The sequence below is a fragment of the Microbacterium elymi genome (assembly GCF_021582895.2).
Taxonomy (GTDB): Bacteria; Actinomycetota; Actinomycetes; order Actinomycetales; family Microbacteriaceae; genus Microbacterium; species Microbacterium humicola.
The window spans coordinates 2,278,102-2,290,799 of record NZ_CP091139.2 but is presented as its reverse complement, the minus strand read 5'-3'; the positions used below and the strand labels follow the sequence as shown (position 1 = coordinate 2,290,799).

13 protein-coding genes and 3 pseudogenes are annotated in these 12,698 nt (G+C 70.5%); 5 read left to right on the top strand and 11 right to left on the bottom strand.

The window, feature by feature from the left end; genetic code table 11:
- The 3 genes and pseudogenes from L2X98_RS12420 (at position 1) to L2X98_RS12410 (ending at position 1,918) form a co-directional block, all read left to right on the top strand.
- A complete protein-coding gene (locus L2X98_RS12420) occupies positions 1-369 on the top strand; it encodes a DUF1048 domain-containing protein (RefSeq protein ID WP_259613309.1) in 369 nt (122 codons plus the stop codon).
- A pseudogene (locus L2X98_RS12415) lies at positions 366-1,156 on the top strand (ABC transporter ATP-binding protein). Before L2X98_RS12420 ends, L2X98_RS12415 begins: the two are co-directional and overlap by 4 nt.
- Positions 1,153-1,918 (top strand): annotated as a pseudogene (locus L2X98_RS12410) (ABC transporter permease). Before L2X98_RS12415 ends, L2X98_RS12410 begins: the two co-directional pseudogenes overlap by 4 nt.
- Before the next feature lie 4 nt (positions 1,919-1,922).
- On the opposite strand, the gene L2X98_RS12405 reads toward L2X98_RS12410, so the two are convergent.
- Complete coding sequence (locus tag L2X98_RS12405) at positions 1,923-2,399, bottom strand: ArsR/SmtB family transcription factor (protein ID WP_354003050.1); 477 nt, start codon at positions 2,397-2,399, stop codon at positions 1,923-1,925.
- Positions 2,400-2,570: 171 nt separating this feature from the next.
- Here L2X98_RS12405 and L2X98_RS12400 point away from each other — a divergent pair, with 171 nt between their 5' ends.
- Together L2X98_RS12400 and L2X98_RS12395 are read left to right on the top strand one after the other, a co-directional pair.
- Entirely contained in the window at positions 2,571-3,377 is an 807-nt protein-coding gene (locus L2X98_RS12400) for an MFS transporter (protein ID WP_259611102.1), read from the top strand.
- On the top strand, positions 3,262-3,777 hold the full coding sequence (locus tag L2X98_RS12395; protein WP_354002770.1) for an MFS transporter: 516 nt from the start codon (positions 3,262-3,264) through the stop codon (positions 3,775-3,777). Before L2X98_RS12400 ends, L2X98_RS12395 begins: the two co-directional genes overlap by 116 nt.
- Positions 3,778-3,788: 11 nt before the next feature.
- Here the strand turns inward: L2X98_RS12395 and L2X98_RS12390 are convergent, their stop codons facing one another.
- The 10 genes and pseudogenes from L2X98_RS12390 to L2X98_RS12350 all read right to left on the bottom strand — a co-directional run bounded on the left by L2X98_RS12390 (position 3,789) and on the right by L2X98_RS12350 (position 12,568).
- Positions 3,789-4,565, bottom strand: coding sequence for an enoyl-CoA hydratase (locus L2X98_RS12390; RefSeq protein ID WP_259611100.1), 777 nt, complete (start codon positions 4,563-4,565; stop codon positions 3,789-3,791).
- Positions 4,566-4,646: 81 nt separating this feature from the next.
- Entirely contained in the window at positions 4,647-5,705 is a 1,059-nt protein-coding gene (locus L2X98_RS12385) for an Ldh family oxidoreductase (RefSeq protein WP_259611099.1), read from the bottom strand.
- Complete coding sequence (locus tag L2X98_RS12380; RefSeq protein WP_259611098.1) at positions 5,702-6,235, bottom strand: MFS transporter; 534 nt, start codon at positions 6,233-6,235, stop codon at positions 5,702-5,704. Before L2X98_RS12380 ends, L2X98_RS12385 begins: the two co-directional genes overlap by 4 nt.
- On the bottom strand, positions 6,193-6,894 hold the full coding sequence (locus tag L2X98_RS12375) for an MFS transporter (protein ID WP_259611097.1): 702 nt from the start codon (positions 6,892-6,894) through the stop codon (positions 6,193-6,195). The genes L2X98_RS12380 and L2X98_RS12375 overlap by 43 nt, the downstream gene beginning before the upstream one ends.
- Complete coding sequence (acnA, locus tag L2X98_RS22350; RefSeq protein ID WP_435526194.1) at positions 6,894-8,348, bottom strand: aconitate hydratase AcnA; 1,455 nt, start codon at positions 8,346-8,348, stop codon at positions 6,894-6,896. Before acnA ends, L2X98_RS12375 begins: the two co-directional genes overlap by 1 nt.
- Positions 8,349-8,466: 118 nt before the next feature.
- Positions 8,467-9,543, bottom strand: a pseudogene (locus L2X98_RS22345) (aconitase family protein); the annotation flags it as partial.
- Positions 9,536-10,618, bottom strand: coding sequence for an isocitrate/isopropylmalate dehydrogenase family protein (locus L2X98_RS12365; RefSeq protein WP_259611096.1), 1,083 nt, complete (start codon positions 10,616-10,618; stop codon positions 9,536-9,538). The gene L2X98_RS12365 and the pseudogene L2X98_RS22345, both read right to left, overlap by 8 nt.
- The gene (locus L2X98_RS12360; protein WP_259611095.1) at positions 10,615-11,265 is read right to left on the bottom strand and encodes an ABC transporter ATP-binding protein; all 651 of its coding nucleotides are present in this window, start codon (positions 11,263-11,265) and stop codon (positions 10,615-10,617) included. Before L2X98_RS12360 ends, L2X98_RS12365 begins: the two co-directional genes overlap by 4 nt.
- Positions 11,196-11,585 carry an ATP-binding cassette domain-containing protein gene (locus L2X98_RS12355; protein WP_259611094.1) on the bottom strand — a complete coding sequence of 130 codons (390 nt, stop codon included), beginning with the start codon at positions 11,583-11,585 and terminating at the stop codon, positions 11,196-11,198. The genes L2X98_RS12360 and L2X98_RS12355 overlap by 70 nt, the downstream gene beginning before the upstream one ends.
- A 146-nt stretch (positions 11,586-11,731) precedes the next feature.
- Positions 11,732-12,568, bottom strand: coding sequence for an ABC transporter permease (locus L2X98_RS12350; RefSeq protein ID WP_259611093.1), 837 nt, complete (start codon positions 12,566-12,568; stop codon positions 11,732-11,734).
- Between the last annotated feature and the right edge of the window lie 130 nt (positions 12,569-12,698).

The following is a 12,698-nucleotide window of genomic DNA, read 5'->3' as shown; positions in this document are numbered from 1 at the left end:
ATGGCCGCGAAGTGGATCGAGACCCTCACCGGCTCACTCGAGCAGAAGAAGCAGTACAGGCAGTACAAGGCACGCATCGAGGCGCTTCCCGCGCCGTACGGCTCGGTCGCGAAGGCGGTCGAGCGGTACCTCATGGTCTCGGGCGTCGTCCTGGACGGCGACACGATGGTCACGATGTTCGGCGACCTCGCCGATCTGTGGGACCGCGCCGCCGCCGACGGCACGCCGGTGCGCGACATCGTCGGAGCCGACCCGGCTGAGTTCGCCGAGACGTTCGCCCAGGCCTACTCGGGCCGGCAGTGGATCGACAAGGAGCGGGCGCGCCTGACCAAGGCCGTCGAGGACGCAGAGCGCGAGGAGCGGAAATGACCGCGACAGCACCGCCGGCGATCCGGGTGCAGGGCCTGGAGATGTCGTACAAGGATCTGCACGTCCTGCGCGGCGTCGATTTCGAGGTCCCGCGAGGCAGCATCTTCGCCCTCCTCGGCTCGAACGGCGCCGGCAAGACGACCGTCATCCGCATCCTGTCGACCCTGCTCAGCGCGGATGCCGGAACCGCCCAGGTGGCCGGGTTCGACGTCGCCACGCGCGGCGCCGACGTGCGCGCGGCGATCAGCCTGACCGGCCAGTTCGCCGCGGTCGATGAAATCCTCAGTGGCCGGGAGAATCTGGTCCTGGTCGCGCAGCTCGGCATCTGCGCAAGCCCGGCGAGATCGCGGACGACCTGCTCGCCCGGTTCTCACTGACCGAGGCGGGTGACCGCAGGGCCGGTGAGTACTCCGGCGGCATGCGGCGACGGCTGGACATCGCGATGAGCCTGGTCGGCAGCCCGCCGGTGATCTTCCTCGACGAGCCGACGACCGGTCTGGATCCGCAGGCCCGTCTCGAGGTGTGGGCCACCGTGCGCACGCTCGCCGAGAACGGCACGACGGTGCTGCTGACCACGCAGTACCTCGACGAGGCCGAGCAGCTGGCCGACCGCATCGCGATCCTGCATCAGGGCCGGATCATCGTGGAGGACACGCTCGAGGGGCTGAAGAAGCTGCTTCCGCCCGCCGAAGTCACCTACGTCGAGAAGCAGCCGTCGCTGGAGGACGTCTTCCTCGCCCTGACCGGCGAGACGGACGCCGACCGATCGAAGGGAACACGACCATGAGCACCGCGCACTTCTTCGCCGACACCGCCGTGCTGACCGGCCGCTCGCTCAAGCACATCACGCGGAGCCTGGACACGATTCTCACCACGGTGATCACCCCGATCGCCCTGATGCTGCTGTTCGTCTTCGTGCTGGGCGGGGCGATCGACACCGGATCGGCCTCTTCGATCGACTACATGGCCCCCGGCATCCTGCTGATCACCGTGGCATCCGGCGTCTCGTACACGTCGTACCGCCTGTTCATGGATCTGAAGGGCGGGATCTTCGAGCGGTTCCAGTCGATGCCGATCGCCCGCAGCGGATTCCTCTGGTCGCATGTGCTCACCTCGCTGGTGGCCAACCTCATCTCGGTGGCCGTCGTGATGCTGGTGGCCGTGGCCTTCGGGTTCCGCAGCGGGGCGAGCGTGGCCGCCTGGCTGGGGGTGACGGGCATCCTCGTGCTGTTCATCCTCGCTTTGACCTGGCTCGCGGTGATCGCGGGGCTCGGGGCGAAGACCGTCGACGGAGCCGGCGCCTTCGCCTACCCGCTGATCTTCCTGCCGTTCATCAGCTCGGCATTCGTCCCCACCGAGACCATGCCCGGCCCGGTGCGCTGGTTCGCCGAGAACCAGCCGGTGACCTCGATCGTCAACACCATCCGGGCGCTGTTCGCGCAGCGAGCCGGTGGGCGCCGACATCTGGATCGCGCTGGCCTGGTGCGTGGGCATCCTCGTCGTCGCCTACGTCGGGGCGATCGCGGTCTATCGACGCCGACTCGGCTAGCGCCTCACTCGGCCGGGTGCACGCCCTGGATCCAGAAGATCTCGTGTTCGGGTCCCTCGGTGTCCTCGTCGAACTCGTCGATGACTTCGTGGATGCGGCGGTGCAGCTCCTTTCCACGGTCCTTTGTCAGGCGCAGCTGGGTGTGCGTGTACGAGGACGGCCACGGCGTGCCGTCGGGACTCATCGGCGGGCCCGCGGAGAGCAGCCGGGTGACCTCGGTGAGGATGTTCTGCATCATCGCCCGCCCCATCGCCTCATCCGGCTGGCCCGAGATCTCCAGGCCACTCCCCCGTGCCCGCCAGGGACGCTCCCGCCCGTCTCCCGAGTCGTCGCGCTCGATGTACCCGGCTCGGGCGAGCTGATTGAGGTGGTAGCTCATCGCCGAGGGCGAGAGTCCGGTCAGCTCGGCAGCCTGCGTCGCGGTGAGCGTCTCGGCGCGGTCGAAGAGCTCGGTGAGCACCTGCCAGCGCACCGGATGCATCGCCGCACGCATCTGGCCCAACTCGGTCACTCTGATCGGATCGCCGCGCACGCTCGCAGTCTACTTGTGGATCCGGTTCCTGAAGCATATGCTTCATAAATTGTGAAGCGTTCCTTTCAGAGTTCCATCTGGGCCATCCGCGACGCCCGGATAGCGCTGTCGGCGCGCGCGGTGAGCACGGCGGGGACGGCGGTGACCTCGATCGCGGCGATCCTGCTGCCGCACAATGCCTTCGCCGACCGGGGCGTCGCCGACGAGGGCACGGCCGCGTTCGTGGTCGCGGCGTTCCTGGCGGCGCTGGTGATCCCGACCATCGCGACGATGGGCGTCGCCGGGCGGGTCGCCGACACCGTCGACTCCCGGCTCGTGCTCACCGTGACCGCGCTGGTACAGGCCGCGGCGGTCACCGCCCTCGGCTTCGCGCCGGTGCCGGCGATGATCTTCGTCACCGGCGTGATCATCGCCCTCGCACAGGCCTTCGCACAGCCGACCTGGTCGGCCCTGGTCCCGCGGGTGGTCGGCGAGGAGAAGATCGGCCAGGCCATCTCGTGGCAGCAGGGACTGGCGGCCGTGGCCTCGCCGATCGGCGCCGCCTTCGGGGGTCTGCTGGTCACCCTCGACGATGTCGCGTGGGGGTTCTGGGCGGATGCCGCGACCTACCTCCTGCTGGCGGGGGCGGCCCTGTTGATCCGCACGCGGCGGAAGGGCGCAGGCATCCGGATCCGACGACGCGTCCGCAGCGGCGCCGACCGCCTCGTGGACGGCGGGGATCCGGGTCGTGGCCCGCGACCGCATCCTGCAGCCGCTGTTCGCCTCGATCCTCGTGTTCGTCATCCTGGTCGAGGGCATCAACCCGGTCGAGGTGTTCCTGGTGCGCGACGCCCTGCACGCGACGAACTGGCAGTACGGGCTCAGCGAGTTCTTCGCCGGCGCCGGCGGCCTGATCGGGGCGGCGATTGCCGGACGCATCCTCAGTAATACGGTCCGCGCCCGAATCGCGACGCTGGGATTCGGTGCGGCGGCCGTGATCATGGTGGCGATGGGGCTGGCACCGAGCTTCTGGGCATATGCCGTCTTGCTCACGCTGCTGGTGGCGGCATTCGGCACCGGCAACGCGACGTTCGGGGCGCTGCTGACCAGCCGCACCCCGGATGCGCAGCGCGGCCGGGTGTATGCCGCGCTGAACGGGCTCGCCCGGACGGCGTCGCTGATCGCGCTCGGCCTGGGCGGCACGGCGAACGCCGTGCTGGGGCCGCGTTCGACGTTCGTGGTGGCGGGCATCGCCGGTGCGGTCACCATGGCGGTCGCCGGCGTCGCAGTGCTGCGGGCCCAGCGGGCCGAGGCATCCGCCCTCGCCGCCGCCGCTCCCCCGGCCTGACCGGCGACCGGTCAGCGGTTCTCGAAGGCGGGGGCGCGCTTCTCCCGGAAGGCCGCCATGCCCTCCTTCTGATCGTGCGTGTCGAACAGCGACGCGAACGCCTGCTTCTCGAAGCGCAGGCCCTCGGCCAGCGGCGTCTCCATCGCGGCATCCAGCGCCGCCTTCGCGGCGAAGACGCTGGGCAGCGACTTCGAGGCGATGGTCTCGGCGGCCGTGGATGCCTCGGCCAGCAGCTCTGTCGCGGGCACCACCCGCGAGACCAGTCCGGCGCGCTCGGCCTCGGCGGCATCCATCAGCCGCCCGGTGAGGACCAGCTCGGCGGCCTTGTAGTAGCCCACGGCGCGGATGAGGCGCTGCGTGCCGCCCATGCCGGGGATCACGCCGAGGTTGATCTCGGGCTGGCCGAACTTCGCGGTATCGGCGGCGAGGATGATGTCGCACATCATCGCGAGCTCGCAGCCGCCGCCGAGGGCATAGCCCGACACGGCGGCGATCACCGGGGTGCGCACGGCGGCGAAGTCGGCCCAGCCGCCGAAGTGGTCGCCCATGACCATGTCGAGGCCGGTCTTGGACTCCATCTCCTTGATGTCCGCGCCGGCGGCGAAGGCCCGCTCGCTGCCGGTGACGACGATCGCGCCGATGTCGGGATCGGCGTCGAACGCGGTCGCGGCGGCGACGACCTCCGCGCACACCTGGGAGTTGAGGGCGTTCAGCGCCTCGGGACGGTTCAGGGTGATCCAGCCGACGCGCCCGCGGGTCTCGACCAGGATCGTCTCGTACTCGGTCATCCCCCCATCGTGTCACGCCGTTCCCGCGTCGAGATCGTACGATTTGGCCGAGTGCACATCAATTTCGGCCCAGGATGATGTTCAGTCGGCCAAATCGTACGATCCCGTGGGAGGGAAGGGGATGCCGCGGGCGGCGCCGAGGGCGGCGAGGTCGCGCCGCGTCTTGGCGGGCAGCGGGATGCCGCGGCCCGATGCCGCGTTGCGGTTCTCGAGCTCGCCCGGGTAGAGGATGTCCCCGGCGCCGGGGGCCGGGCGCACACCCTTGACCTGGCCGATCAGCTGCGACATCCGCTCGTCGAACGCCGCAAGCGGCTGGAACGCGGCGATGTCGATCGCGATCGCGAGGTGACCCGCTCCGCTGTGCGCATCGGGCTGCCACGGCCCGCCGACGTCCGTGCCGAACGACGAACCGGTGAGCACCCCCGAGAACACGTCCATCATGAACGAGATCGCGTACCCCTTGTGCCCGCCCATCGGCAGCACGACGCCGCCGCCGAGCGCCGCCGCGGGGTCCGTCGTCGGGTGGCCCGAGGAGTCCAGCGCCCACCCCTCGGGCATCGGCTCGCCCTTCTCTGCGGCCGCATAGATCTTGCCCCGCGCGACGCCGGTGTTCGCGATGTCGAGCACCGCGGCATCCCCCTGCCCGTCCGGGGTGGCGAACGACCAGGGGTTCGCGCCGACCGCCTTGTCCATGCCGCCCCACGGCGCCATCGCGGGCGACCCGTTGGTCGTGAGGATCGCCGCGCATCCGGCGGCCGCGGCCCGTCGGGTGAAATACGCCGCAGTGCCGAAGTGGTTCGAGTTGCGCACCCCGACGACGCCGACCCCGTGCACCTTGGCCCGTTCGACGGCCAGGTCCATGGCGCGCGCCGCCACGACCTGGCCCACGCCGGAGTGGCCATCCACGCTGACCAGCGCACCGGTGTCGTTGAGCACCTCCATGCGCGTGACGGCCTCGATCCGGCCGGTGCGCAGCCGCTCGACGTACCAGGGCAGCCGCAGCATCCCGTGCGACGGATGCCCCCACTCCTCGGCGACGACCAGCGAGTCGGCGACCAGCTCGGCATCCGGCGTCGGCACCCCGAACGTCTCGAGCACGCGGGTGCCGAACGCGCGCAGGTCGGCGGCAGAAGCCATCATGCGTCCTCCTCCGCGGTCGCACCCGCGACCGGATCGCGCGGCACACCCGTCCCCGACCACGCCGCGACCAGCAGCATCACGCTGCTGGCGGCCAGCACGCCGGCGGCGCCGGTCGCCGCGGCGAGGATCCCGAGGCTGGCCGGCAGCACGGTCTGCCCGAGTCGATTCGCCGCCAGCCGCATCGACATGGCGAGCCCGCGGGTGCCGGGCGGGGCGATGAGCGAGATCCACGACATCGTGATGGGCTGGCAGATCCCGATCACGAACCCGTATCCGCACGCGAACGCGATCAACGCCCACGGCGGCAGGTCGAGCACGAAGCCCGCGAGCATGACCGCGGAGAGCAGGATGCTGCCCACCAGCAGTCGTCGTCGCCCCAGCATCCGCGACAGCGCCCCGAGGAACAGGCGCGAGAACATCGAGAACCCGGACCGGGCGATCAGCATCAGGCTGATCACCAGAGCGGGGAACCCGCGGTCGTGCCCGATCAGCGGCGCGTACGCGATGAAGATGTCGACCGATGCCAGCACCAGGCTGCCGGCGACGAGGGCGTTCGGCAGCCCCGCGTGGACAGCACGCCGCGGGCGGTGCGCAGCATCCCGAGCCGCTCGACCAGCCCGGAGCGGGCCGGGGACCGGATGAACAGCGAGACCACCAGCATGAGCACCGCGCAGGCGAGGCTGACCCCGAAGATGAGCGTCACCGGCGGCATGTCGACGGTGCCGCCGGGCAGGATCAGCATCGCCGGGCCGACGGTCTGCCCCAGTGCCACGGCGAACCCGTAGATGCCGAACGTGGTGTCCGAGCGCCGCGCGGTCGAGATCGCGCCGACATAGGACTGCTCGCCCAGCACGGTGAACATCTGGCCGCAGCCCAGCAGCACCGAGGCCACCATCAGCGTCACCAGCGACGAGCCGGCGGACACGGCGACGGCCGCGGCGGCGGCGACCGTGACCGCTCCGATCACCATGCCGCGGCGTTCGCCGATGAGGTCGGTGACCCGGCCGGCGGGCAGTGCGAGGAACAGAGCCGGCAGCGCGTAGAACGCCGACAGCACGCCCAGCACGGCGGGCGAGCTGCCCAGCCCGAGTGCCGCGTACGACAGCGACGGGCGCATGCCGAAGATGATGATCTGCATCAGGGCGGCGTGGATCAGCAGCAGGATCAGCCCACGACGCCCGGTGGCCATCAGCGCCCGCGCCCGCGGTCGAGCTGGTGACGCAGCACGTACTTCATGATGCCGCCGTGGCGGTACAGCTCGCGTTCGCGCGGCGTGTCCAGGCGGACGGATGCCGAGAACTCGATGTCGCCGGCCTGCACCGTGACCTGCCCGGAATCGAGGTCCGCCAGGCCCCGGATGTCGATCGGCTCGGCGCCGGTGAGCCCGAGCGCATCGGCACCCTGGTCGGGCTGGAACTGCAGCGGAAGAATCCCCATGCCGATCAGATTGGCACGATGGATCCGCTCGAACGACTCCGCGAGCACCGCGCGCACCCCCAGCAGGGCGGGAGCCTTGGCCGCCCAGTCCCGGGATGACCCCGTGCCGTACTCCTTCCCGCCGATCACCACGAGCGGCACGTCGGCGGCCCGATACGCCTGCGCGGCATCGAAGATCGTCTGTTGAGAGCCGTCGAGCAGGTTGCGCGTGTACCCGCCCTCGACGCCCGGCAACAGCCGGTTGCGCAGCCGCACGTTGGCGAAGCAGCCGCGCATCATCACCTCGTGGTTGCCGCGCCGCGATGCGTAGGTGTTCAGCGCGCGCGCCGGAACGCCGAGGTCGGCCAGGTAGCGCCCCGCCACCGACGCGGCCGGAATGGCCCCGGCCGGCGAGATGTGGTCGGTCGTGATCGAGTCGCCGAGCAGCGCGAGCACCCGGGCGCCGACGATGTCCGCCGGCGCGTCGGCGTTCGCGCTCATCCCGTCGAAGAACGGCGGATGCCGGATGTAGGTGCTGTCCGGATCCCAGTCGAACACCGCCTTCTCGGGTGCCGCCAGCGCCCGCCAGCGGTCGTCGCCGGCGAACACGTCGCGGTAGGCGGCGGTGAACATCTCGGGGCTCAGCGTCCGCTCGATGAGCGCGGCGATCTCGTCCTCGGCGGGCCACAGCTCGGCGAGCCGGATCGGCCGGCCCGCGGCATCCTCCCCCAGCGGATCGTGCACGAGGTCGATGTCCATCGTCCCGGCCAGGGCGTACGCGACGACCAGCGGCGGTGAGGCGAGGTAGTTCATCCGCACGTCGGGGTTGATCCGCCCATCGAAATTGCGGTTGCCGCTCAGGACGGCCGCCACCGCGAGGCCCTGCTCGCGCACGGCGTCCTGCACGGCGGGGATGAGCGGGCCGGACGCGCCGATGCACGTCATGCAGCCGTAGCCGGCGGTGGTGAAGCCGAGGGCGTCCAGGGCGGGGCTCAGCCCGGCCTTCTCGAGGTACTCGGTGACCACGAGCGAGCCGGGCGACAGCGTCGTCTTCACCCACGGCTTGCTCCGCAGACCGGCCGCCACCGCGTTGCGGGCGAAAAGGCCCGCGGCGAGCATGACGGCGGGGTTCGACGTGTTCGTGCAGGAGGTGATGGCGGCGATCGCGACGGTTCCGTGTCCCAGGGATCCATGCCCCAGCTCGGCGGATGCCGCGGGCAGCGCCACCTCGAAGCGCTCGGCCGGATCGGCGCCGGCGGGCAGGAGCTTCCGGGAGGGTCGCGCGATGGGAGGTCCGGGCGTCGGCCAGCGCCACCCGATCCTGCGGGCGGCGGGGGCCGGCCAGCGATGCGGTCACGGTGCCCAGGTCGAGCTCGATGATCTCGGTGTAGGCCGCGGTCTGCTCGGGCCGGTGCCACAGCCCCTGCCGCTTGGCGTACGCCTCGACCAGAGCCACCCGCTCCGGCGAGCGCCCCGTGAAGCGCAGGTAGCGGATCGTCTCGGCGTCGATCGGGAAGTAGGTGCAGGTGGCGCCGGCCTCCGGGCTCATGTTCGCGATCGTCGCCCGGTCGGCAAGCGTCAGCCGGGTGACCCCGTCGCCGAAGAACTCCACGAACGAGCCGACCACGCCGTGGCGGCGCAGCATCTCGGTCACGGTCAGCACCAGGTCGGTGGCGGTCGTCCCCGCCGGCAGTGCGCCGGTCAGGCGGAAGCCGACCACGCGGGGAACCAGCATCCCGAACGTCTCGCCCAGCATGATCGCCTCGGCGTCGATCCCGCCGATGCCCCAGCCCAGCACGCCGAGTCCGTTGACCATGGTGGTGTGCGAGTCGGTGCCCAGGCACACGTCGGGGTAGGCCCAGCCGTCCACGGCCTCGACCACCCGGGCGAGCCGCTCGAGGTTCACCTGGTGCATGATCCCGGCGCCCGGCGGCACCACCTGGAAGCCGTCCAGTGCGTGCTGCCCCCATTTCAGGAAGCGGTACCGCTCGGCGTTGCGCTCGTATTCGCGCTCGACGTTGCGCTCGCGCGCGTCGGGCGTGCCGAAGAAGTCTGCGATGACCGAATGGTCGACCACGAGCTCGGCGGGGATCCGCGGGCCGATGGCCGCCGGGTCGCCGCCGAGCGCGGCCATCGCATCGCGCATCGTCGCCAGGTCGACCAGGGCCGGCACCCCGTTCGTGTCGTGCAGGAAGGCGCGGGACGGGGTCAGCTCGATCGCGGTGCGGAATCCGGCATCCGTCCCCCACCCGATCAGGGCATCGGCCTGCGCCCGTGTGACGCGGTGCCCGTCCTGGTTGCGCAGCACGTTCTCCAGCAGGATGCGGACCGAGTACGGCAGTCGGTCCGGCGCGACGCCGTCCAGGGCCGCGATCCGGTAGCGGCCGAAGGCGGTGGTCAGGAAGGCGTCGGACTCAGCCATCGGCATTGATCGCGGCGGCCACCGCCGCCGCGAAGCCGCTCGTCGAGGCCGAGCCGCCGAGGTCGCCGGTGGCGGTGCCTGCGGCGACCGTGTCGTCGACCGCCGAGCGGATCCGCCGCGCCGCCTCGACGAGCAGGTCGTCGTCGTGGCGGGCGCCCAGCCACTCCAGCAGCATCGCGGCCGAGAGGATCATCGCAATCGGGTTCGCGATGTCGCGGCCGGCGATGTCGGGGGCCGACCCGTGCGCGGCCTGCGCCATCGCCTGGGTGAGCGAACTGTTCAGCGAGGGCGCGATCCCGAGCGACCCGGCCAGCTCGCCGGACAGATCGGAGAGGATGTCGCCGAACATGTTCTCGGTGACGATGACGTCGAAATCGCCCCCGCGACGCACCAGGTGCACCGTCATCGCATCGATGTGGAAGTCGTCGATGTGCACCTCCGGGAAGCGCGAGCCGACATCGCGGCACACGTCCCGGAACAGGCCGGTGGTCAGCGCGAGCACGTTCGCCTTGTGCACGATCGTGACGTGCTTGCGCCGCTGCATCGCCAGTTCGAACGCGGCCGTCGCGATCTTCTCGGTCGCCGCCCGGGTGATGATGCCGTGCGCGATCGCGACGTCCGGCGTGGGCATGAACTCACCCGTGCCGGCATAGGTGTTGCGGTCGGCGTAGAACCCCTCGGTGTTCTCGCGCACGATCACCAGGTCGGTGTCGGGCACGAGGGCCCGGCTGCCCGCGAACGAGGTGGCGGGACGGATGTTGGCGAACAGGCCCGCATGCTTGCGGATGGTGCCGCTCGGGTTCAGCCGCGACCGGTGCGGCTCGGGGTACGAGACGCTGTCGTGCGGACCGAGCATCCACGCTTCCAGCCCGTCCAGCGCGGTCAGGGTCTCGGCCGGCACCGCCGCACCGTGGGTGTCGATCGCGGTGCGGCCGAGCGGCAGTTCGACCCACGCGATCTCAACGAGCCCGACCGCCCGGACCGCGGCATCCACGCACGCGACCGCCGCCGGGACGATCTCGGGTCCGATGCCGTCGCCGTTGAGCAGGCCGATCCGATATGCGTCCGTGCTCATGCCGCCACCTTCATCAGATCGAGGACTTCGGTGGACGGCCCGGACGCGCCGGGGAAGACATGCGCGTCGCCCGGCGCGAAGACCAGGCGCACGGCGCCGTCCAGCGAGCCGTCGGGGGCGACCACCTGCACCGCGATGTCGCCCAGCCGCAGCATGTACTCGTACCGCGACCCGACGTACGCCTTGGTCACGACCTCGGTGTCGAGCACGTTCAGGTCGCGGCTGCCCGGCTCCTCGGTCACGATCTTCAGCTTCTCGGGCCGCACCGCGACCGTCACGGGGGCGCCGGGCAGCCAGTCCTCGGTGGTCGCCACCGACACGATGGCACCGGTGGCCTGCAGCCGCACGTCCACCTGATCGGCGCGCATCTGCTCCACGGTGCCGATCAGGAAGTTGCAGCTGCCCACGAAGGCGGCCACCGCCGCCGTGGCCGGGTGCTCGTAGACCTCGTGCGGAGTGCCGACCTGGGTCATCACCCCGTCGAACATCACCGCGATCCGGTCGCTCAGGGTCAGCGCCTCGTCCTGATCATGCGTGACGTACAGCGTGGTGATCCCGAGGTCGGCCTGCAGCCGCTTCAGCCACGCCCGGGCCTGCTCGCGCAGCTTCGCGTCGAGGTTGGACAGCGGCTCGTCCAGCAGCAGCACGCTCGGCGAGTACACCAGGGCACGCGCGAGCGCGACGCGCTGCTGCCCCCGGACAGCTGATGCGGGTAGCGGTCCTTCAGGTGCGCGAGGCCGACCTTGTCGAGCGCCTCGTGGATGCGGGCGTCCTTGTCGGCACGGCTCGCCTTGCGGATGTTCAGCGGGAACGCGAGGTTGCGCCTGATCGTCATGTGCGGCCACAGCGCGTACGACTGGAACACCATGCCGAGGTTGCGCTCCTCGGTCGGCACGTAGACGCGCTCGGCGCGGTCCACCAGCGGCCGGTCGCCGATCGAGATCGACCCCTCGGTGGGATCCTCCAATCCGGCGATGCAGTTCAGCGTGGTCGACTTGCCGCAAGCCGCTCGGGCCGAGCAGGGTGAAGAACTCGCCGTCCCTCACCTCGAAGTCGATGTCGTTGAGGACCTTGACGTCTCCGAACGTCTTGGCCATGTGGGAGACACGGATCTCAGGCATCCTTCTTCTCTTTCATCAGGAGGTTCGCAACACCGACGACGACGGCGGTGATGGCGATCTGGATGGTCGCGAGGGCCGCGACCGAGCCGGTGTTGCCCTGCACCCAGAGCTCGAGCATGGTCGTGCCGATCACATTGGTGTTCGCGGACGACAGGAACAGCGCGGCCGAGTACTCCTTGAGCATCGTGACGAACACGAGGAGCATCGCCCCGGCGAACGCCGGCACCAGGAGCTTGCGCAGAATGCGGACGAACACGCCGACCCAGTCGGCCCCGACCACCCGGCCGGCGTTGTCGAGTTCGCCGGCGATCTGCATCAGCGCCGGCGAGATCGAACCGAAGGCCGTGGGCAGCGCCCGCAGCCCGAACGCGATGATCACCGCGGCCAGGGTGCCCTGGATGACGCTGCCGCCCGGCATGATCGCGAACGCCCAGAAGAACCCGATGCCGACGATGATGCCGGGGATCGCCTGCGGCGCCAGTGCGAGGTACTCGACGGCCCGGGCGAACCGGAACGTCGAGCGTTTGGCCACCACCACCGCGATCAGAGCCAGGGCACTGACCAGGACGGCGCCGACGACGGCGATGATCACGCTGTTGTAGATCGACTGGATGTAGGTCTGGTAGGTGAACACCGTCTGGTAGTTCTGCAGGGTCAGAGTCTTCAGCGGGCTCTGCAGCGGGGTGAAGATGAGCGTGAACGAGCGGAACACCAGGCCGAGGATCGGCAGCGCCGCCCCGAACACCACGTAGATGACGATGAGCACGGTGGCCACCCACTTCAGCCAGCCGAGGTCGAGCCGGCGCGGCCGGACGGCCTTGCCGCGCACGGAGACGAACCGCTTGCGCGTTCTTGAGCACCTTGGCCTGCAGTGCGACCGTCGTGATGGTCACGGCGAGGATGATGGTCGACGCCGAGGCGAGGATGCCGTAGTCCGGCTGGATCGACTGCAGTCCGTG